General features: G+C 62.1%; 16 protein-coding genes and 3 pseudogenes. 13 read left to right on the top strand and 6 right to left on the bottom strand.

The window, feature by feature from the left end:
• Positions 1–672 carry a class I SAM-dependent methyltransferase gene (locus AC1MGT_RS05525; RefSeq protein ID WP_499503342.1) on the bottom strand — a complete coding sequence of 224 codons (672 nt, stop codon included), beginning with the start codon at positions 670–672 and terminating at the stop codon, positions 1–3.
• Positions 673–795: 123 nt separating this feature from the next.
• Between AC1MGT_RS05525 and AC1MGT_RS05530 the strand changes: the two genes are divergently transcribed.
• The 4 genes from AC1MGT_RS05530 to AC1MGT_RS05545 all read left to right on the top strand — a co-directional run bounded on the left by AC1MGT_RS05530 (position 796) and on the right by AC1MGT_RS05545 (position 4,711).
• Positions 796–1,452: a DUF4230 domain-containing protein gene (locus tag AC1MGT_RS05530; RefSeq protein ID WP_332531421.1), complete on the top strand. Its 657-nt coding sequence runs from the start codon at positions 796–798 to the stop codon at positions 1,450–1,452.
• A 129-nt stretch (positions 1,453–1,581) separates the two neighbouring features.
• Complete coding sequence (locus AC1MGT_RS05535) at positions 1,582–2,559, top strand: Bug family tripartite tricarboxylate transporter substrate binding protein (protein ID WP_499503343.1); 978 nt, start codon at positions 1,582–1,584, stop codon at positions 2,557–2,559.
• 154 nt (positions 2,560–2,713) lie between these two features.
• The gene (locus AC1MGT_RS05540) at positions 2,714–3,682 is read left to right on the top strand and encodes an IS1595 family transposase (RefSeq protein WP_499503344.1); all 969 of its coding nucleotides are present in this window, start codon (positions 2,714–2,716) and stop codon (positions 3,680–3,682) included.
• Positions 3,683–3,916: 234 nt separating this feature from the next.
• A complete protein-coding gene (locus AC1MGT_RS05545) occupies positions 3,917–4,711 on the top strand; it encodes a DUF8692 domain-containing protein (RefSeq protein ID WP_499503345.1) in 795 nt (264 codons plus the stop codon).
• Between the two features lie 216 nt (positions 4,712–4,927).
• Here the strand turns inward: AC1MGT_RS05545 and AC1MGT_RS05550 are convergent.
• Positions 4,928–5,204: pseudogene (locus tag AC1MGT_RS05550) on the bottom strand (IS1/IS1595 family N-terminal zinc-binding domain-containing protein); the annotation flags it as partial.
• A 245-nt stretch (positions 5,205–5,449) separates the two neighbouring features.
• Between AC1MGT_RS05550 and AC1MGT_RS05555 the strand changes: the two are divergent.
• From AC1MGT_RS05555 to AC1MGT_RS05565, 3 genes and pseudogenes are all read left to right on the top strand, one after another.
• A pseudogene (locus tag AC1MGT_RS05555) lies at positions 5,450–6,274 on the top strand (SDR family NAD(P)-dependent oxidoreductase); the annotation flags it as partial.
• Between the two features lie 62 nt (positions 6,275–6,336).
• Positions 6,337–7,497, top strand: coding sequence for an IS30 family transposase (locus tag AC1MGT_RS05560; protein WP_499501889.1), 1,161 nt, complete (start codon positions 6,337–6,339; stop codon positions 7,495–7,497).
• Positions 7,498–7,502: 5 nt separating this feature from the next.
• A pseudogene (locus AC1MGT_RS05565) lies at positions 7,503–7,721 on the top strand (SDR family oxidoreductase); the annotation flags it as partial.
• Between the two features lie 279 nt (positions 7,722–8,000).
• Here AC1MGT_RS05565 and AC1MGT_RS05570 read toward each other — a convergent pair.
• The gene (locus tag AC1MGT_RS05570) at positions 8,001–9,842 is read right to left on the bottom strand and encodes a DEAD/DEAH box helicase (protein ID WP_499503346.1); all 1,842 of its coding nucleotides are present in this window, start codon (positions 9,840–9,842) and stop codon (positions 8,001–8,003) included.
• Between the two features lie 242 nt (positions 9,843–10,084).
• Between AC1MGT_RS05570 and AC1MGT_RS05575 the strand changes: the two genes are divergently transcribed.
• Entirely contained in the window at positions 10,085–10,759 is a 675-nt protein-coding gene (locus tag AC1MGT_RS05575; RefSeq protein WP_499503347.1) for a PRC-barrel domain-containing protein, read from the top strand.
• A 64-nt stretch (positions 10,760–10,823) separates the two neighbouring features.
• Here AC1MGT_RS05575 and hrpA read toward each other — a convergent pair whose 3' ends face one another.
• Complete coding sequence (hrpA, locus tag AC1MGT_RS05580; RefSeq protein ID WP_499503348.1) at positions 10,824–14,939, bottom strand: ATP-dependent RNA helicase HrpA; 4,116 nt, start codon at positions 14,937–14,939, stop codon at positions 10,824–10,826.
• A gap of 54 nt (positions 14,940–14,993) precedes the next feature.
• Here hrpA and argA point away from each other — a divergent pair, with 54 nt between their 5' ends.
• Together argA and AC1MGT_RS05590 are read left to right on the top strand one after the other, a co-directional pair.
• Positions 14,994–16,307: an amino-acid N-acetyltransferase gene (argA, locus tag AC1MGT_RS05585; RefSeq protein ID WP_183555633.1), complete on the top strand. Its 1,314-nt coding sequence runs from the start codon at positions 14,994–14,996 to the stop codon at positions 16,305–16,307.
• 48 nt (positions 16,308–16,355) lie between these two features.
• On the top strand, positions 16,356–16,628 hold the full coding sequence (locus tag AC1MGT_RS05590) for an oxidative damage protection protein (RefSeq protein ID WP_183555634.1): 273 nt from the start codon (positions 16,356–16,358) through the stop codon (positions 16,626–16,628).
• 174 nt (positions 16,629–16,802) lie between these two features.
• On the opposite strand, the gene AC1MGT_RS05595 is transcribed toward AC1MGT_RS05590, so the two are convergent.
• Together AC1MGT_RS05595 and rpiA are read right to left on the bottom strand one after the other, a co-directional pair.
• The gene (locus AC1MGT_RS05595; protein ID WP_499503349.1) at positions 16,803–17,129 is read right to left on the bottom strand and encodes a hypothetical protein; all 327 of its coding nucleotides are present in this window, start codon (positions 17,127–17,129) and stop codon (positions 16,803–16,805) included.
• A 14-nt stretch (positions 17,130–17,143) separates the two neighbouring features.
• The gene (gene rpiA / locus AC1MGT_RS05600; protein WP_332531414.1) at positions 17,144–17,821 is read right to left on the bottom strand and encodes a ribose-5-phosphate isomerase RpiA; all 678 of its coding nucleotides are present in this window, start codon (positions 17,819–17,821) and stop codon (positions 17,144–17,146) included.
• Positions 17,822–17,993: 172 nt separating this feature from the next.
• Between rpiA and AC1MGT_RS05605 the strand changes: the two genes are divergently transcribed.
• The 3 genes from AC1MGT_RS05605 to AC1MGT_RS05615 are packed head-to-tail and all read left to right on the top strand — an operon-like array spanning position 17,994 to position 21,150.
• Positions 17,994–19,199, top strand: a complete 1,206-nt coding sequence (locus AC1MGT_RS05605) for an efflux RND transporter periplasmic adaptor subunit (RefSeq protein ID WP_499503350.1) — start codon at positions 17,994–17,996, stop codon at positions 19,197–19,199.
• The gene (locus tag AC1MGT_RS05610; RefSeq protein WP_499503352.1) at positions 19,196–19,930 is read left to right on the top strand and encodes an ABC transporter ATP-binding protein; all 735 of its coding nucleotides are present in this window, start codon (positions 19,196–19,198) and stop codon (positions 19,928–19,930) included. Before AC1MGT_RS05605 ends, AC1MGT_RS05610 begins: the two co-directional genes overlap by 4 nt.
• Positions 19,927–21,150 carry an ABC transporter permease gene (locus tag AC1MGT_RS05615; RefSeq protein ID WP_499503353.1) on the top strand — a complete coding sequence of 408 codons (1,224 nt, stop codon included), beginning with the start codon at positions 19,927–19,929 and terminating at the stop codon, positions 21,148–21,150. The genes AC1MGT_RS05610 and AC1MGT_RS05615 overlap by 4 nt, the downstream gene beginning before the upstream one ends.
• The last annotated feature ends 1 nt before the right edge of the window (position 21,151 follow it).

Consider the following 21,151-nt stretch of genomic DNA (forward strand, 5'->3'; position numbering starts at 1 on the left):
TCACGCTTCCAGCTGCCCGATCAGGATCAGTGAGACCGGCTTGCCGGTGCGCGGATGCAGCGGCTCGCGCATGGCGGTGACCCGCAGCCCGTTTGCCGCGAACAGCGCGACCCAGCTCGCGATTGTGCGGAAGTACCACGGCGGCGCATCGGCGAAGTCGCTGGAAAAGCCCGCCCAGCTGCCGCTGCGCCAGCCGTCGACATACGGCGCATCGTCGCACGCCATGAGCGGATGCACGGTCTGTACGACCAGCGAGCCGCCCTCGCGCAGATAGGTCGGCGCCGCGCGCAGCAGGCCATCGACCGCCTCGTTGCCGATCAACGAGAAATTGCAGACTGCGACATCGACTGCCAGCGCCAGCTGGCCCTGCGCGATCTGCTCGAACGACAACACGCAAAAGTCGCCGCCGCCAGCGGCATTGGCTTTTTCGACCAGCGCGGCAATCGCATCGACACCGACCATCGCCACGCCCGGTAGCGCGCGCACCAGCCAGCCTTCGCCGCAACCGAGATCGATGCCGGTGGCCGGATCAAGGCTGCGCACTGCATCGACGATGGCGGCATTGGTGACCAGCGTGCGCGTTTCGATCTCACCGCCGCGCACGGCGGTGGTCCAGGGGTCGACATTGCGTGACCACGCGTCGAGAACAGCGGCATCGGTAAGACCTGGCATGGGTTCCTCCTGTCATGACGTGATTATGCCGCAGGCACTCATGGCACACCGGTGAACGACAGCCATCCACAGGATCGGATAGACTGGCCGCCGACTCCGCCAACGCACCCGCCTCTGCCGCCCATGAAACCATCGCAACACCTGCCGATCCTGCTCGTCGCCGTCCTCGCTGCCGCCATTACCTTCGCGCTCATCAAGCGCCCGGCCGACGAAGCGCCCGCACCGCCGCCGCTGGTGTCGCTCGAGAAGATGGGGCACCTGGTGTCGCTCAAGATGAACTATTCGGACGTGATCGAATTCACGCAGCCGAATGCCGTGGACATCCCGTGGTCGCAATGGGAAGTCCGGCTTGGCAGCACCCGCGTGCTGCTGGTCGCGCGCGGCGACTGCACGCTGGCCACCGACCTGCGACAGGCGCGTTACGAAGACATCGACAACACGGCGCGCACGCTGACGGTCGTGCTGCCGGCGCCCTCGCCGCTACAGGCGCGCATCAACCATGAACCGCGCGCCAAGGGCGGCTCGTACTTCTATGCGATCACCGACCAGGGCTTGCAGGCGTTCATTCCATCGGCGCAAACGCGCACCACAGCCATGAACAATGTACTGGCCACGGCGCAAAAAGCGGTGCAGGCCGCGTGCAGCCAGCCAACAATACTGAATACCGCAAGGGACAACGCCGCTACCGTGATGCAGGCCACGCTGCTGGCCACCGGGTGGACGCCGACCGTCGTGTGGGAAGCGAGCACCGGGCAGCCCAAGGCTGGCACCACGCCATAATCTGTTGCAAGAAATTCCCACATAGAAACAAAAGATTACACCTGAGATGACGCAACCGGCGTGACCGTTCGTGTAAAATCGCCTCAGCAGGTTATCGGAACAAATCAACTATATAGAGGTGACAACACCATGCGCGTCTTCCCATCCAGCGGAAAAACCCTTGTCTTTGCTCTCGCGGCAACCGTTCTTTCCACCAGCGTCTTCGCCCAAACGTGGCCAAGCGACACCGTGACCGTCGTCGTGCCATGGCCGGCAGGCGGCCCGTCGGACATCGCGGCGCGCCCGCTGGCCAAAGGCTTGACGACCGCGCTGGGCAAGTCGTTCGTCATCGATAACCGTGGCGGCGGCGGCGGCAATATCGGTTCGGCAGCGGTCACCCGCGCCAAGGCCGATGGCCAGACCATGCTGATCACCTCGAGCGCACCAATCGTGATCAACCCGAGCCTGTACAAGAAAATGGCGTTCAACCCGGCGACCGACCTGATCCCGGTCACCAACCTGCTGCGCGCGCCGCTGGTGCTGGTTGCCCACCCATCGGTCCCGGCCAAGAATGTCAAGGAACTGCTGGCCCTGATCAAGTCGAAGAACGGCCAGTTCTCGTATGCGTCGGCCGGTAACGGTACCCCGCAACACCTGACCGGTGAAATCTTCCGAGGCGTGACCAAGCTGGACATGGTCCACGTGCCATACAAGGGTTCGGCGCCGGCGATTTCCGACCTGCTGGGCGGCCACATCCCGATCATGTTCGACAGCACCATCGCGATCATGCCGCACATCAAGAGCGGCAAAGTGAAACCGATCGCCGTTTCGGGCAACAAGCGCTCGCCGCTGCTGCCGGACGTACCGACCTTCGCCGAAGCCGGCCTGCCGATCGAGTCGTATGCGTGGTACGGCATGTTCGTGCCAGCCAAGACGCCAAAGGCCGTGGTCGACAAGATCAATGCCGAAACCCAGAAGGTCATGAAGTCGCCTGACTTCCAGCGCGTGCTGACCGACACCGGCACTGAGTACGTGGGCGACACGCCTGAGAACTTCGCCAAGTTCGTCCAGGCTGAAACCACCAAGTGGTCGAAAGTCGTGAAAGACAGCGGCGCGACCGTCGACTGATTGTCAGCGACTCGGTAGTGCCCTGAAAACGGGTGACGCGGCTTTGCCGGGTCACCCGTTTTTTTTGGGCGCAGTCAGCGTTAAATAGAGACTAGCTTTGAACTGACGAGCAGTCCAATGGTCCAACCCCTGTCCCCAGCGTCAGGAGTCGATCATGAAAGCGCCACGTTTCAAGGGCTGGTTTGCAAAACTGCCTTCGCTGAACCAACCCCAGCGCCGGCAAGTGCTTGATGCCCTGCATCCTGCAGCCGGGCTTGATCAGGTAGTCGAACTCATCAGTGAGGCCAGAGCGCCAGGCCGCTGCTGCCCCAGATGCGGCAACGAGCGCTGCTACTGGCACGGGTTCGCCAACGACTTGCAGCGCTACCGCTGCTGCGCTTGCGGTCGCACCTTTAACGACCTGACTGGTACGCCACTGGCGCGGCTGAGGCTCAAGGCCAAATGGCTCGCGTATTCTCAGACGCTGCTCGATTCACTCCCCGTGCGCAAGGCAGCAAACCGGGTTAGCGTACACCGCACCACGGCCTTTCGCTGGCGCCACCGCTTCCTGCATTGGGTCAAGCTCGACCGCCCCCCAGCGCTTAACGGCATCGTCGAGGCCGACGAAACATTTCTGCTCGAATCACAAAAAGGTTCTCGCACACTTGACCGGCCACCGCGCCACCATGGCGGCCGCGCTGCCACACCGGGCATTTCCAGCGAACTCGACTGCATCTTAGTCGCCCGCGACCGCGAGGGACGCACGATCGATGCCGTTACTGGCCGCGGTGCACTCACGGCTGCGCAACTCGACCGTAACTTGCTGCCCAAGCTCGATAAGCAGGCGTTGCTGGTCAGTGACAGCCATGCCGCCTACCGCGCCTTTGCACGCAAGCACAGGATCGCGCACGAGACGGTCAACCTGCACGCCGGTGTGCGTGCAAGGCGACTGGGCAATCTTGCTATCCATGTGCAGAACGTGAATGCCTACCATCAGCGTTTCAAGACCTGGCTACAGGGCTTTCGCGGCGTGGCGTCGCGCTACCTGCCCAATTACCTGGGCTGGCGCTGGGCGTTGGATGGAGAGCGAATTATTTTTCCAGAACAATTGCTCCGCATTGCTATCAGCGTCATCAACAGATAACACTGACTGCGCCTTTTTACGTCCGTATTGTTGCTTGCCGCAGCCATCGCAGTGCCTGGCATCCCGTGCCAGAATCTGCCCGCACGATGTCTTTACATACCAGAAATTGACCATTTACGATGTCTTATTAATAAGGTAATCTCCGCCTTACCGTTGTCATCGTCTTGTCACAGAACTGTACAGTTCCTGTTATTCGAACAGAAATTTCTTGGCGATCATCTTGGAGAAAACAATATGTCCGCCTATCGCCTGTCCAGCAGCCCCCGCTCGATTGCCTACTTTCTGGGCACGATCATCGTCTGTCTTCTGTGCGCGCACGCAGCAGGTCTTGTCATGCGTCTGGGGTTGGGGCACGACACAGTCTATGGCCTGGTTCCTCTGTTCGACGTCAATGTCGAAGGCAATATTCCGACGTTTTTCTCGGTGTGCCTCGGACTGTGCAGCGCTGCCCTGTTTGCCGTGATTGCGCTGGACGCAAAAAGTCGTGGTGACCGGGACGCTATCTACTGGACTGTCCTGGCGGCTGGCTTCCTGTTTCTGTCTTACGATGAATGCTTCCAGGTGCATGAAAGAATGACTGTGCCGATGCGCGCCATGCTGGGGGGCTCCGATCCGGCAAATGGCACAAACCTTGGCCTGATGTATTTCAGTTGGGTCGTGCCGGGCTTGATTGGCGCGTTCACGGTTTCGCTGTTCTTCCTCAAATTCATGTTGCGGTTGCCTGCCGCCACCCGCCGCCGAATGATCCTGGCAGCAAGCCTGTTCCTCGGCGGTTGTCTCGGCATGGAACTGATCAATGGCAGTGTCATGGAAAGCCAGGGCGACGGTCTGCTCTACAACGTGCTTGTCATGACCGAGGAAGGACTCGAAATGACCGGCATGGCAACCCTGATTTATGCCATGACCAGCCATATCGCTGCGAGCTGCGACAGACTCGAGGTCAATCTGCATGCCGGTAACATGGCAACGGTGCGGCAAGCGACTCCGGCGCAGTGCACTGGCGGCGCTGCCCGAACCACGTCCTCATGACGCACGCACCGGGATTCCCTGGCTGTCGTGGCGAACTTCATTGCTTCGTGGTGGCCTTTTTCAGTGTGCGGCGAGCTTTGTCAGTGGGCCACAACCGTTCTTTATCAGTCTCGTCCAGAAAGCGGTGACGCCAGCGCAGCGCGGTATTGCTGTGCACGCCAACCTGAGCCGCCGCTGCGCGCACTGATCTGGCTTCGCGCAGCATGACAATGTAATCGAGCCACTTGTCGCGCAATCTCAGCCGCGCCAGCGGAGTGCCGGTCAGGTCGTTGAATGTCCGGCGGCACTGGCGGCAGCGAAAGCGCTGGCGGTTATTGGCCTGGCCATGCCGGTTCAGTTGCCGGCTAGCGCAATGCGGGCAGCAGCGTTGCGTCGACCTGCTGTCTGCGATGAGGGCCGCGAGCCGCTCAAGGCTGCCCTGCTGGTGCTGCACCGCCATCGCCCTTGCCGGCCGGGGCTGGTCGAGCAATGCGCGACGCGGACCTGATTTCACGAATCTGAACGATGTCACGGCGGGCTCCCTTGTTACAGTCGGAGTTCGACACCTGCCTGGCCCGCCAGTTCAGTTTTCATCACCGCGATGAAGCTCGCACCCTGTTGTCGTTCAAGCGTCTTTGACTTCCCTTACAAGACATTGCTCCACCGCTACCGAACACCATGACTTTTCGATAACGACTAACATCTTTATCAACGTCGTGACCGCTATCGGCACCCTGCCACCACATCCAAGGAGCAAGCATGCATTCGGAAGACAAGAAGGTCGAGAACCAGACCACGCAAGACATGGCGCCATCGCGCCGCCGGTTCGTCGGCACCGTGGCCGCCGGCGTTGCCGCCTCGGCCGCCGCCATGCCGGCCCTGGCCCAGCAAGCCGCGAGCGGCAACCAGCCGGCCGCCGGCGCCGCGCGCGAAGCGGCCAAGCGCTATCCGCGTCCACCGTTCCCGAATCAGGATCAGCCATGGCCTGCCCTGGCCAGCAAGATGACGCCGCGCCCTGACCACGGCGAAACCACCTATCGCGGCAGTGGCCGCCTGGCTGGCCGCAAGGCACTGATCACGGGCGGAGACTCGGGCATCGGCCGTGCTGCCGCGATCGCGTATGCGCGCGAAGGCGCGGACGTGGCGATCGGCTACCTGCCGGCCGAAGAGCCGGATGCACGCGAAGTGATGCAATTGATCCGTGACGCCGGCCGCAAGGCCGTGGCCGTACCGGGCGATATCCGCGATGAAGCGTTCTGCAAGAAGATGGTGGAAACCGCCGTGCGCGAACTGGGCGGCCTGGACATCCTGGTCAACAATGCTGCGCGCCAGCAGAACCACGATTCGATCCTCGACATCACCAGCGAACAGTTCGACTGGACGATCAAGACCAATGTGTATGCGGTGTTCTGGATCACCAAGGCGGCGATTCCGCACATGAAGCCAGGCAGCGTGATCATCAATACGTCGTCGCAGACGGCCTACGATCCGCCGGAAAAACTCCTTGACTATGCGTCGACCAAGGCGTTCGAGGTGGCATTCACCAAGTCGCTGGCCAAGCAGATGGCCTCAAAAGGGATTCGGGCTTGGATTCAACCGGTCGACGCAACACACTAAACTCTGGGTAAGCAGAAGGAGTGTTACGGATGAAGCAGAGAGCAAGGATTTATTATACGGATGCCCAGAAGGCGTTGATGTGGGAGCACTGGAAAAAGGGGGAATCGCTCCAGCAAATTGCCCAGCTGTTCGATCGAAACCACTCGTCTATACAGCGAATTCTTGCCGAGTCTGGTGGCATTCGGCCCGCAGAAAGACACCGATCAAGACTGGCATTAACCTTGGCCGAGCGGGAAGAAATATCACGCTCGCTAGCTACTGGTCAATCGATCCGTCAGATTGCTCAAGCACTTGGACGAGCACCGTCCACTATTAGCCGTGAGATCAGTCGCAATGGTGGCCAGACGAGCTATCGAGCTGGCTGTGCAGACGCGGCTGCTTGGAAGCGAGCCCATCGTCCTAAGTGCTGCAAACTGGTGACCAACCCTGAGTTGGCAAATATCGTAACAAGCAAACTCCAATTACAGTGGTCGCCTGAGCAAATTGCTGGGTGGCTCAAGCATACGTTTTCAGGCAGCGAGGATTACCAGGTGTCGCATGAAACGATTTATCGCAGCCTCTTCATTCAGGCCCGTGGTGCGCTGAAAAAGGAGCTACTTGAGCATCTTCGGCGAACCCGGGCCATGCGCCGATCGCGTCATCATACGCAAAAGAAAGAAAATCACGGCAGGATCAAAGATACGGTATCGATCAGCGAACGACCTGCCATAGTGGAGGATCGCGCTGTACCAGGACATTGGGAAGGAGACCTAGTGTTCGGAGACAGAAATAGCCAGATCGCTACCCTTGTCGAACGCCACACTCGTTACGTGATGCTAGTAAAAGTCGCAAGCAAAGATACAGAAACAGTCATCAGCGCATTGATTGATAACGCCCGTCAGTTACCCCGAGAGCTTTATCAATCACTGACTTGGGACCGGGGCAAGGAAATGGCTGACCACAAGCGTTTTACCATGGCCACTGATATCGATGTCTACTTCTGCGATCCACACAGCCCTTGGCAGCGTGGTAGCAATGAAAATACCAACGGACTATTACGCCAGTATTTCCCAAAAGGCATCGATATCTCCGCGTACTCGCAGGCCCAACTTAACGAAGTAGCTCGCAAATTGAACGAACGGCCAAGGAAGACTTTAGAATACCAGACACCCGCTGAACGATTCAGCAAACTTGTTGCATCGACCGGTTGAATCCAAGGGTCAATGCAGTCGCACCAGGGCCGGTGTGGACACCGCTGCAACTGGCGGGCGGCAATTCACCGGAGGGCCGCGCGAAGTTCGGGGAAGACACGCCGATGAAGCGTCCAGGCCAGCCAGCCGAACTGGCGGCGACCTACGTCACGCTGGCGTCGGATGAGTCGAGCTACACCACCGGCCATGTGTATGGCGTGGCAGGTGGCGGCGGGCAGCCGTAAGCGCCTACTAGCATGCCCGCCCGGCATTGCCGGGTGGACCATCAACGCTGCGTGCTCAGCGGCGACGCAGCAGACGCACCAGCAACGCCGCGAACGGGCGGGTCGGGATCCGGCGGCCCAGCGGCCCCGCGTTGTTGCAGCGTGAGGTGACGGTCATGATTGTTCTCCAAAGTATTGCTTTGCAGATTAACCATTGCCGCTTGGCTCTTCTGTACGCTGGTTCGCATAGTCTTACCTGCTGGCATCAGGCCGCTCCATGGCCGTGCGACTACGCAACACTTACATTGTTTCCAGCACCGTCATTGCGCGTTTGAGCTTGTCCGTATGGGGTGTGATGCCATCGCAGGTCATTACCAGCTCATGCGTGGCGCGGGTCATCGCCACATACAGCAGGCGCGCCTCGTCCTCGACGCTGTCCTCTTCTTTCAACTCGGCGCCAAGGCCGGGAATGCCGACCAGTGAAAACTCCAGCCCCTTGCTGCTGTGCATGGTGATCAGTTTGACGCTGTCGTGTACCGGCGAATATGCCGCGCCTTTTGCCTGCTGCCACTGAAACGGAATGTCGCGGCGCTGCAGCACTTCTGCCAGCACTTTACCGACACCATAACGCCGATAGATCAACGCCATCTCGCCCCATGGCGTGCCGGTCTTGCTGGCCGCAGCGAGTTTATCGGCCAGGTATTCGGCTTCTTTCTGCAGACTCGGTAGTTGCACCAGAATCGGTTTCGGACCATGCCGGCCCGTGCTCATCGGCTGGACCGTGGGCGCTTCATCATCCTCGGTATTGTGTGCGGTGAGCAGTTCGGCGGCAAAGGCGCGCGCCACCGCCAGGATTTCGGCCGTGTTCCGATAATTGAGTTTCAGGATGGTGGTGCGCCCTGCCGCCTGTACGCCGACACTCGAGAACGAGAATTTGAGCTTCTTTGCCGTGTGATAAATCGACTGTGCATCGTCGTACAAGACCAGCAGCGATTTGGTTTCAGGATTGACCATTTGAACGATCAGCTTGAACCAGGCCGGTTTGAAGTCATGTCCCTCATCGATCAGTACGGCGTCGTACTGCCCCCGGGGAATCAGATTGCTGTCCACGCCCCGGATCACGCTATCGATGCACGCCTCGAAATAAGCATCCAGATCGGCTGTCCTGGCGGGCTTGTCGACGTGATAGGTGTCAAGCTGGCGCATGCACCACGCGTGGAAATTGATGGCCACGATTTTATCGCCCAGCCCTTTTTGCTCAATCATGGCGGCCAGCTTGGCTGCGAGGGTCTTGTTGTAGCAAAGGATCGCAATCGGCCGCTGGCTCAGCTTTGCGAGGTGCTCGGCGCGATAACCGAGGATCAGCGTTTTGCCGGAACCCGCCACGCCGTGAATCACGCGATGCCCTTCACCCAGGCTGCGCGCTAGCTGCTCTTGCTGCAGGTCCATGACACGGATGAGGTCGGGGATTTCCGTACTGATCTGGCCGTGTTCTTCGCACGCATCTGCCTGAACGCCAATACGCACTTCAGGAAACATATGCCAGCGCACACGGTCAATCTGCGGCAACGACAGCTTCATCTTGAACTTGATGGGGAACATGCCCCATAACCGTGCCTGAAACGCTTCGTCGTCCACACTCTCAGTCATCTCGTCCTGGCAAATAACGAGGTGCGCCGGAAGAACCTCGCCCAACGCACCATCGTCAAATTGCTTGCGCGTGATATTGCTCAGCACGACCCCACAACCATAGGGAAAGAAAAACTTTCCTTTCAAGCTACCCGATGGCCAGATCAGCATCGGATCACCTTCCAGCTTGTTGGTGACGGCGTACAGATACTGGCGCGCCTGCTCCAGCGGATTCAAGACCTGCCTGGTGCCGGCATCGGTGACGATCACGGCGTGCTGCTTGTCGATACTGACCAGGGTGCCGAGACGCCAGTCTTTTACTTCCAGCACCAGCAAGCCGCGCGCAGGATGAAACACGATGAAGTCGGGATGCTGGTTGCGCGCGCCGATGCTCACGTCATACCAGCACAGGTAGTCATCTTCGAGTTTGTCTTCGAGGCGCACAGCGAAGCGCCGTTCACCAGAGGTCATGCGCGCCGTGCAGGCGCTGAGTGATGGGATGAGAGTTGCCATTAACGTATTCCTGTCGATCCATCAATGTAGCTGATCGTTCCAGGGCAAACCGGTAAAAATAGTATTTCCGCAACGCATTAGTATTGTTTGTTGCATTTTGCCGTCGCCAGAGAATGCATCGGCCCAAAGCGCTGGCGCGCGCGCCCCAATCCAATAGCGTCCTACCATGGCATGACAGGGCGACGGCTGGTCCAGATCGGGTTGGCCGCGGGCACTGTTCACAACGTCACATGGAGGAACATATGGGCTACGCAGATCGCGACAAATATGGCATGTACAAGGACAGCTCCATCGCAGGTCCGGGACCATCGCTGATGGGGGCTGACACCTTGATTGGCGAAAATGTTGTCAATGCCAGCGAAGAAGACCTTGGCGAGATCAAGGAAATCATGCTCGACATGCAGACCGGCCAGGTTGCTTACGCCGTGCTGGCCTTTGGCGGCTTCTTGGGCATGGGAGAGAAACTGTTCGCCGTGCCATGGCAGGCGCTGCACCTCGATACGGTGAACAAGCGTTTCGTGCTGGGCGTCGAAAAAGACCGCCTCAAATCCGCGCCTGGTTTCGACAAGGACGCGTGGCCCGACATGGCCGACACCACCTGGGCCGGCGACGTTCATGATTTCTATGGCACCGACCCGCAGCGCGCAGGCGCACCGTCCATGGGACCAGGCGTCCCGACGGCTGGCATGGGCGGCGCGGCCACCGGCAGCAGCACGTATGCCGGCGGCGCAATGGGCTCGAGCATGGGTTCGAGCATGGGCGCAGGGTCGGCCGGTTCCGCCAGCGTGGCCGGATCGGGCAGCAGCATGAGCGACTCGTCGCTCAATCAGAGCTCGGGCGCGAGCCTGGATCCACGCGCAGGCAATCTGGGCGACGACGATGATCTGAGCCGGATCCGGGGCAGCAATATCGGCTGATCGTACGGCGACTTTACAATGGCTGGCGCTAGGCTATCAACCAAGCCGTCAGCCATCACTGCCCTTACCGCTGCATCGACTCCCACACCTTCTGCAAACGCTTGGCCGACACCGGCATCGGCGTTCTCAACTCCTGCGCGAACAGCGACACCCGCAGTTCTTCCAGCATCCAGCGGAACTCGATCATGCGCGGATCGTTGTTCTTCGCCCCCATGTTCTTGAGCGTGCGCTGGAACTGCGCCGCCGCCGACTGCCACTCCGCCATCAGCTGCGCGTCGCGCGTCGGATTGCCACGCAGCTTCTCCAGCCGCACATTGATTCCCTTCAGATAGCGCGGGAAGTGCGCCAGCTGGCTGTACTCGTTGTCCGCGATGAAGCGCTTGTGCACGAGCGCCTGCAACTGCCCCATGATGTCGGCAGACACTGCCTGCGGCAGCGTTTGCACGCGCTTGGGCATGCCGTGGAATTCGGCCAGCACCTGGCCCGCCAGGCGCGCCACCTCGTTGATCAACAGGCCAATGCGGCCCTTGCCCTGATCACGGCGCGCGTTGAACTGCGCCGCATTGAGCGGCAGCGGATCCTGCAGGCACGCGATGTCGATCGCCTTGGCCACGATCTGGTCGCGCAAATCTTCCTGCGAACCCAGGCTCATGAACTGCATGCCCATGCCCTGCAGACCGGGGATGTTCTTCTCGGCGAACTTGAGCTGCTCCTTGAACTGCAGCGCGAACAGGCGGCGCAGGCCCACGCGGTGCGTGCGCGCCGCCACGTTCGGGTCGTCGAACACTTCCAGGTCGCAGTGCGTGATCTTGTCGACCAGCGCCGGGAAGCCGATCAGCGTCAGCTTGCCCTGGTTGATTTCCAGGAGCTCGGGCAAGTCGCCGAACGTCCACGCGGTCAGGCCCGTGTGCTGGCTGCTGGTCGACGCACCTTTTGCAGATGCCACCGCCGGCGCGGCCGGCTGGGCGCCCTTGCCCTTGGCCGTCGGCGCCGCGGCGGGTGCAGCGGCAGCAGTAGCAGCTGCGCCGGAACCGACTGCACCAGGGCGCGCCAGCCGCGCGAGCGAGCCGCTTGACGCCGGCGCCGACTCGGCCATCTTCTGGAAACTCTCGCGCGCCTGCCCGCCCAGTTCTGCCTGCAGCGTGGCCAGGTTGCGGCCCATGTCCAGTTGGCGACTGTGCTCGTCGATCACCTTGAAGTTCATGAACATGTGCGCCGGCAGCGTCTCGATCTTGAAGTCGGCCGTCAGCACCAGCGTGCCGGTCTGCGCGCGCACGTCGGCGATCAGCACGTCGATCAGGTCGCCCCGTCCGAACGTGCCGGCCGCGTGGATGCGCTCGACGAACTTGGCCGCATAGTCCGGCAGCGGCACGCAGTGACGGCGCAGCTTTTGCGGCAGCGACTTGAGCAGCAGGTGCACCTTTTCCTTGATCATGCCCGGCACCAGCCACGCCGCCCGCTCTTGCGGGATCTGGTTCAGTGCGAACAGCGGCACGGCCAGCGTCACGCCATCGCGCACGCTGCCCGGCTCGAAGTGGTACGACAGCCCCATCTCGATGCCGGTGACGGTCATCGTCTTCGGGAACAATTCGGTGGTGATGCCGGCCGCTTCGTGCCGCATCAGTTCTTCGCGGTTCAGGTACAGCAGCTTCGGATTCTCGCGCGCGACGTCCTTGTACCACTTCTCGAAGCCGGCACCATTGACGATGTCGCGCGGGATCTCGCTGTCGTAGAAGGCCGCGATCAGCTGGTCGTCCACCAGCACGTCCTGGCGGCGCGACTTGTGCTCGAGGTTCTCGATGTCCTTCACCAGCTTGTGGTTGTGGATATAGAACGGCAGGCGCGTTTCATAGTCGCCCGCGACCAGCGCGTCGCGGATGAAGATCTCGCGCGCCTCGGTTGGATTGCGCTGGCCGTAGTTGATGCGGCGCGCGCCGTAGATGACGATGCCGTGCAGTGTCGCGCGTTCGAGCGCCGTGACCTGCGCCTGCTTTTTCTCCCAGCGCGGCTCGCCCCAGGATTTTTTCAGCAGGTGCGCGCCGACCTTCTCGACCCACTCCGGCTGGATCTGCGCGATCGTGCGCGCATACAGGCGCGTGGTTTCGACCAGTTCGGCCGCCATGATCCAGCGCCCTGCTTTCTTGCCCAGCGTCGAGCCGGGCCAGATGTGGAACTTGATGCCGCGTGCGCCCAGGTAGATACCGGCCTGCTCGTCCTCGGCCTTGAAGCCGATATTGCCAAGCAGGCCCGTGAGCAGCGAGATGTGCAGCTGTTCGTAGGTCGCCGGCGACTCGTTCAGGCGCCAGCCCTGCTCGCGCACGATGGTCAACAGCTGTGAATGCACATCGCGCCACTCGCGCAGGCGCACCTGCGACAGGAAGTTGGCGCGGCAGTTTTCCTGCAACTGGCGATTGGTTTTCTTGTGCTCGATCGCGTCTTCGAACCAGGCCCATATCTTCAGGTAGCTGAGGAATTCCGAGCGCTCGTCGGCGAATTTCTTGTGCTTCTCGTCGGCCTGCTGCTGGTACTCGATGGGACGGTCGCGCGGGTCCTGCGTCGACAGGGCCGAGGCCACGATCAGCATCTCGGTCAGGCAGCCGTTGTCGAGCGCCGCGAGGATCATGCGGCCCACGCGCGGGTCGAGCGGCAGCTTGGCCAGCTTGCGGCCCAGCGGTGTCAGTTCATTGGTGTCGTCGACCGCACCAACCTCTTGCAGCAGCTGGTAGCCGTCGGCGATCGCGCGGCCCTGCGGCGCCTCGATGAACGGGAACGTCTCCACGTCCGTCAGGCGCAGCGCCTTCATGCGCAGGATGACGGCGGCCAGCGACGAGCGCAGGATTTCGGGCTCGGTAAACTTGGGGCGCTTGAGGAAATCGTCTTCTTCGAACAGGCGGATGCAGACACCATCGGCCACGCGGCCGCAACGGCCGGCGCGCTGGTTGGCGGCCGACTGCGCGATCGGCTCGACCTGCAACTGCTCGACCTTGTTCCTGAAGCTGTAGCGCTTCACGCGCGCCAGGCCCGTGTCGACGACATAGCGGATGCCAGGCACGGTCAGCGACGTCTCGGCCACGTTGGTCGACAACACGATGCGGCGCGCATTCGTCGTGCGGAACACGCGATCCTGCTCCTCGACCGACAGGCGCGCGAACAGCGGCAGGATCTCGACATGCGGCGGATGGTGCTTGCGCAGCGCCTCGGCACAATCGCGGATTTCGCGCTCGCCCGGCAGGAACACGAGCACATCGCCCTGCCCCAGGCGGCACACTTCGTCGACGCCATCGACCACGGCGTCCATCAGGTCACGCTTGTCGCGCGCGGCTTGCGCCTTCGGGGCCAGATTTGGTGTCTCGCCAGGCTTGGGTACATTGACGCCCACGACCGGATCACGATCGACGGCGCGATAACGCACCTCGACCGCGTACAGACGGCCCGACACCTCGATCACCGGCGCCGGTTTCAGGTCGGCGCCATCGCCCTTGCCGAAGTGGCGCGCAAAGCGCTCGGCGTCGATCGTCGCCGACGTGATGATGATCTTCAGGTCGGGCCGGCGCGGCATCAGCTGCTTCAGGTAGCCGAGCAAGAAGTCGATGTTCAGGCTGCGCTCGTGCGCCTCGTCGATGATGATCGTGTCGTAGTTGCGCAGCAGCGGATCGGTCTGCGTCTCGGCCAGCAGGATACCGTCGGTCATCAGCTTGACCGACGCGCCCTTTTGCAGCGTGTCGTTGAAGCGCACCTTGAAGCCCACGTGCTCGCCCAGCGGCGTGCCAAGCTCCTGCGCGATGCGCTTGGCGGTGGACGACGCGGCGATCCGGCGAGGCTGCGTGTGGCCGATCAGGCCCTTGCTGCCGCGGCCCAGTTCCAGGCAGATCTTCGGCAGCTGGGTGGTCTTGCCCGAACCGGTTTCGCCCGAGACGATGACCACCTGATTTTCCTGGATCGCCTTGGCGATTTCGGCGCGCCGGCCCGAGACCGGCAAGTCTTCGGGGAAGGTAATCGGTGGCAGCGGATTGCGCTCGCGCGGGACATCCTCGCGGGGCGGCCGCTCCTGGCGTGGCTGCCCCTCGCCACGCGCGCGGCGTGGACGTGGTTGGGCAGATGCAGGGGCCGCCGTGGTGGTCGAAGTGGCGTCTACGGCGCGCGCCGGTCGTTGCGAAGGCTTGTTACTCTGTTCAGACATTGATTTTTACAAGGTTTTGGTGCGCACATCGCGCAGCGAATTATAATGCGGCAAATGGAAACTCCTACCCAATTCGTCCAGTGGCTGCGCTCGGTCGCGCCGTACATTCACGCATTCGGCGGCAAGACCTTCGTGGTCGCCTTCCCCGGCGAGCTCGTTGCTGCCGGCGCGCTACCGGTACTGGCGCAGGACTTGTCACTGCTGGTTGGCCTGGGCATCCGGATCGTGCTGGTGCACGGCTCGCGTCCGCAGGTGGCCGAACAGCTCGATCTGCGTAACGTCGAGGGGCGCTTTCACAACGGCGTGCGCGTCACCGACACTGCCGCCCTCGAATGCGCGAAAGAAGCCGCCGGCGAACTGCGCCTCGATATCGAAGCCGCCTTCAGCCAGGGCCTGCCCAACACGCCGATGTCCAACGCCCAGATCAGCATCGTCTCCGGCAACTTCGTCGTCGCCCGCCCGCTTGGCGTGATCGACGGCGTCGACTTCGAACTCACGGGCGTCACGCGCAAAATCGCCGCCGAAAAAATCCACCCGATCCTGCAGACCGAAGACAACCTGGTGCTGCTCTCGCCGCTGGGGTTCTCGCCCACCGGCGAAATCTTCAACCTGACGCTGGAAGATGTCGCTGCGTCGGCCGCGATCGCACTGCACGCCGACAAGCTGATCTTCATTACCGAAACGCCGATGATCGTCGACGCGGCTGGCACCGAGATCCGCGAGCTGTCGTCGCACATGGCCGAAGCCGTGCTGCAGGCGGGTTTCCTGTCCGACTCGGCCGCGTTCTACATGGAGCATGCGATCAAGGCCTGCAACGCCGGCGTCGATCGCGCCCACATCATTCCGTTCGAGATGGACGGCTCGGCGCTGCTCGAGGTCTTCACGCACGATGGCGTGGGCACCATGATCAGCCACGAAAACCTCGAAAGCCTGCGTCAGGCCACAATTGAGGACGTTGGCGGAATTATCAAGCTCATCGAACCACTCGAAGCCGATGGCACGCTGGTGTATCGCGGCCGCGAGCTGATCGAACGCGAGATCGACCAGTTCTCGGTCATCGACCACGATGGCGTGATCTTCGGCTGCGCGGCGCTGTATCCGTTCCCCGAATCGAAGATGGGCGAGATGGCCTGCCTGACCGTGAGCCAGGATGCGCAGACGCAGGGCGACGGTGAGCGCATCCTCAAGCACATGGAAAACCGCGCCCGCGCGGCTGGCCTCACCAAGCTGTTCGTGCTGACCACGCGCACGTCGCACTGGTTCAAGAAGCGCGGCTTCGTGCCTGCGACCGTGGACGACCTGCCGAAAGACCGGCAGCACATGTACAACTGGCAGCGCCGCTCACAGGTCTTGATCAAGACTTTATAATACGCGTCTTACATGACCGAATCACCGAACGAATAACAGGAGTACTCGATGGCCCGCACCGTCCACTGCATCAAACTGAACAAGGAAGCCGAAGGCCTGGACTACCCACCGGTCCCCGGCGAGATGGGCAAGAAGCTGTACCTGCAGGTGTCGAAAGAAGCCTGGCAGGCATGGCTCAAGCACCAGACCATGCTGATCAACGAAAACCGCCTGAACCTGGCCGACGACCGCGCGCGCAAATACCTGGCAACGCAGCTGGAGAAGCACTTCTTCGGCGAAGGCGCCGACCAGGCGATGGGCTACGTGCCGCCACCGGTGTAAGCCAAACAGCACACGCCCGCATTCAACCACTGCACTAAAAACCGTCCTTCCCGCGCAGGCGGGAATCCAAGTTTTCCAGCGTACCCGCTTCGTTTGATCGGACTGGCACGCATAGGACTTGGATTCCCGCCTTCGCGGGAATGACGTTTTATGGCTGCGGGTTCAATCAAACCATTACATCTTTTTGCACTGGCGCAGCTCGCAGCGCGCCATGAATACCTGGCCATTCTGGCACTGCATCCGATAGACCTCGATCGGCCCCGGCTCGGTCACCAGCCCCGCGCCCTGCGTGCTGGTGCAGGCCTGCGCCTTGGCCAGCTTCTCGACCGTGTGCGACGATTCCCCGACCTTGAACGGCGTGCGCTGGATCGCTGTCACGTCGGTCGACGCCGCCGGCGCTACAACGGCAGGCTCGGACAAATCGATCGAACTGCCAAAGACAGAGCAACCCGCCAGCAAGGCAGCGAGCAAAGAAGCGGACAGCAGCAGCGCACGATTCATGGTCGGGTTTCCGGTTACAGCGACAGGGTCTTGACGCCGTCCGCCGTGCCGAGCAGGCAGACATCGGCGCCGGCTTTGGCGAACAGGCCAACGGCGATCACGCCGACGATCTGGTTGATTTTCTCTTCGAGCGCCACCGGATCGGTAATCTTCAGACCTGCCACATCGATCAGCTCACCGCCGTTGTCGGTGATGAAGGCCTGATCGGTACCGGCCTTGAGGCGCAGCTTCGGCTGGCCACCCAGTGCCGCCAGCTGGCGCATCACCGACGCGCGCGCCATCGGGATCACTTCGACCGGCAGCGCGAATGCGCCGAGCGTCTCGACCAGCTTGGAGCCATCGGCGATGCAGACGAATTTCTTTGCCACCGACGCGACGATCTTTTCGCGCGTGAGCGCCGCGCCGCCGCCCTTGATCATCGCGCCCTGCGCGTTGATTTCGTCGGCGCCGTCGATGTAGACCGCCATCGATTCGACGTCGTTCAGGTCGAACACAGGGATGCCGTGACCGCGCAGGCGGCTTGCCGTGGCTTCGGACGACGCGACCGTGCCCTTGATGCGGTCCTTGATCTTTGCCAGTTCGTCGATGAAGAAGTTGGCGGTCGAGCCGGTGCCCACACCGATGATTTCACCCTCGACCACGTAATCGATGGCGGCGCGCGCTACGGCTTGTTTCAGTTCGTCTTGAGTCATGATGCTTCGGTAAAAAAGGAATACGCCATTCTAGCGGATCGGCGGCGCCCTTTTTCCAAAATTGGGGGGCCTTCGCCGCCAAATTCAGGCATGCCAATGCGCCATGCATTGCCATTCGCGCACCGGTGCATCAAACTCGGCCTTTACTTGGTATTTATCTGGCATACATACAATGAACATCTTCACCAGGAAGCGCGTTGTCATCGCCGTTGCCGTCCTCGCCGCTGTCGCCGTCGCCGTTGCCGTGGTGAAGCGCAAGGACGACGCCGTACCACCATCCCAATACCGCAGCACCGTCGTCGACCGCGGCGCCATCAACCAGACCGTAACCGCCACCGGCACCATTAATCCGGTCGCGCTGATCAATGTCGGCTCGCAGGTGTCGGGCACCGTGGCCGAACTGAATGCCGACTTCAACGACCGCGTCAAAAAAGGCCAGGTGCTGCTCAAGCTTGAGCCGACCATCTTCAATGCGCAGGTGCGCCAAGCCGAAGCCAACATCGCGTCGGCGCGCGCCAGCCTGCGCCTGGCCCAGGCCACGCTCGAGCGCAACGAGCAGCTGGTGGCGCAGAACTTCCTGTCCGGCCTCGCGCTCGACCAGTCCAAGCGCGAGATGCAGGTCGCGCAGGCCAACCTGACGCTGGCGCAGGCACAGCACGACCGCGCCAGGGCGGACCTGAACAACAGCGTGATCCGCTCGCCGATCGACGGCGTGGTCATCAAGCGGACGATCGACCTGGGCCAGACCCTGGCGGCGTCGTTCAACACGCCGAACCTGTTCCAGATTGCGCAAGACCTGACCAAGATGCAGATCGATACCAGCGTCTCCGAAGCCGACGTCGGCCAGCTCAAGGACGGCCTGCCGGCGCGCTTTGTCGTCGATGCCTACCCCGACCGTGAATTTGCCGCCACCATGCGCCAGTTCCGCCTCGCGCCGAACGTCGTGCAGAACGTCGTGACGTACAACGTGGTGCTCGACGTCGACAACGTCGACGAACTGCTCAAGCCCGGCATGACGGCGCAGGTGCGGCTGGTGGTGGCGAACCGCCCGGACGTGCTGCGCATCCCGACCACCGCGCTGCGTTTCCGGCTATCCGAAGAAGAACAGGAGGCCGAGCGCAAGCGCAACAAGGATGCCAAACCGGGCGCTGTTGCGGCCACGCCTGCACCCGTCAAGGACGACGACATCGCGTTTCGCAACGCGAGCGACACCACGCGCATGTTCAAGATTTACAAGCTCGACGCGATGAACCGGCCGCAGCCCGTCGACATCCGCGCCGGTCTGTCGAACTTCCGCTATACCGAAGTCGTGTCGGGCGACCTGAAACCGGGCGACCGCGTCGTCACCCGCTCGCTGGCCACGCCGGACAATCCATGACCGGGCCGCTGATCGACATCCGCGGCGTGGTCAAGACCTACCTGAGCGGCGCGGTCGAAACCCCGGTGCTGCATGGCGTCGACCTGCGCGTGGAGCACGGCGACTTCGTCTCGGTCATGGGCCAGTCGGGTTCGGGCAAATCGACACTGATGAATATCCTCGGTTGCCTGGACCAGGCGACCGGCGGCACCTACCTGCTCAATGGCGTCGACACGCGCACGCTCGGGCGCGCCGAACTGGCCGACATCCGCAACCGCACGATCGGCTTCGTATTCCAGAGCTTCAATCTCATCAAGCGCATGAGCGTGGCGGAGAACGTCGCACTGCCCCTGATCTATGGCGGCATGGGCCGCACCAAGGCGCAGGCGCGCGCGGTGCAGGAACTCGAGCGCGTGGGCCTGGGCGAGTTTGCCAAACGCACGCCAAGCCAACTGTCGGGCGGCCAGCAGCAGCGCGTGGCAATCGCACGCGCACTGGTGACCGATCCGCCGCTGCTGCTGGCCGATGAACCCACCGGCAACCTCGATACCCACACGAGCAACGACATCATGACCAGCTTCGGCACCCTGAACCGCGAGCGCGGCATCACGATCGTGCTGGTGACGCACGAACCCGACGTCGCTGCCTACAGCCGGCGCCTGGTGCGCCTGAAGGATGGCCGCGTGCTGTACGATGGCCCGGCGGCAGAAGGCCTGCAACTGGCGAACAGCCAGGCGGGAGTCGCGCGATGAACCTGGTCCAGGTCCTGATCGAGTCGTTCCGTTCGATGGCGGCCAACCGGCTGCGCACCGCCCTGACGATGCTGGGCATCGTGATCGGCATCGCGTCGGTCGTGCTGCTGCTGGCACTGGGCGACAGCATGCAGCGCTTCATCGGCAAGCAATTGCAGATGCTGGGCACGAATATGGTCTACGTGATGCCGGGGGGTGACCGCACGGCCGCCCAGCGCGCCCGTGAAGGCAAGGTCGCGGTGCTGACGCAGGGCGATGCCGAAGCACTCAATGCGCTGCCCAGCCTGACCGGCGCCGCGCCGGCGCTGCAGGGCAGCTTCAAGGTCACCGCCGGCAACGAGAACGCCAGCAGCATGGTCATGGGCGTGACGCCGGCGATGTTCACGATCCGTAACTGGAAAGTCGATCAGGGCACACTGTTCAGCGAAAGCGACGTGCGCGCCAGCGCGCGCCTGGTGGTGATCGGCCAGAAGGTGGCGGACCAGTTCTTTTACCGCGCCGACCCGCTTGGCCAGTTCCTGCGCATCGAGAACGTCGCGTTCCAGGTGGTGGGCGTGCTGGCCGGTGAAGGCCGCCAGACCGATGGCACCGACCTGGCCGAACAGATCCTCGTGCCGATCACGGCGGCCAGCGCGAACCTGGTCAAGTCGCCGTTTCCGCAGAACGTCCATTACATCAATGCGCAGGGGCGGCCCGGGGTGGCGATGGCGGATGCCATCGAGGACATCAAGGAAGTCATCCGCAGCCGGCACCGGATCCGCGTCGACGATCCCGACGACTTCCGGGTGCAGAACCTCAATACCATCGCCGAGACGGCCAACAAGATCACGGCCGGCGTGGCGCTGCTGCTTGGGCTCATCGGCGCGATCTCGCTGCTGGTCGGCGGGATCGGCATCATGAACATCATGCTGGTGTCGGTGACCGAGCGCACGCGCGAAATCGGCATCCGCATGGCCATCGGCGCGCGGCCCAACGACGTGCTGATGCAGTTTCTGGCCGAGGCGGTGGTGATCTGCCTGGCCGGTGGCCTGGTCGGCATTGCCATTGCCGCCGGCGGCGCGGCGCTGATCACGAAGTTTGCGGACTTTGAGGTCTATCTCACCATCAGCGCGGTGATGGTGGCGTGCGGGTTTGCCACGGCGGTGGGCGTGTTCTTCGGCTTTTATCCGGCCCGGCGCGCTTCACGGCTGCTACCGGTGGATTGCCTGCGCTACGAATGAG

This window comes from Telluria sp. BA11 (assembly GCF_056680305.1).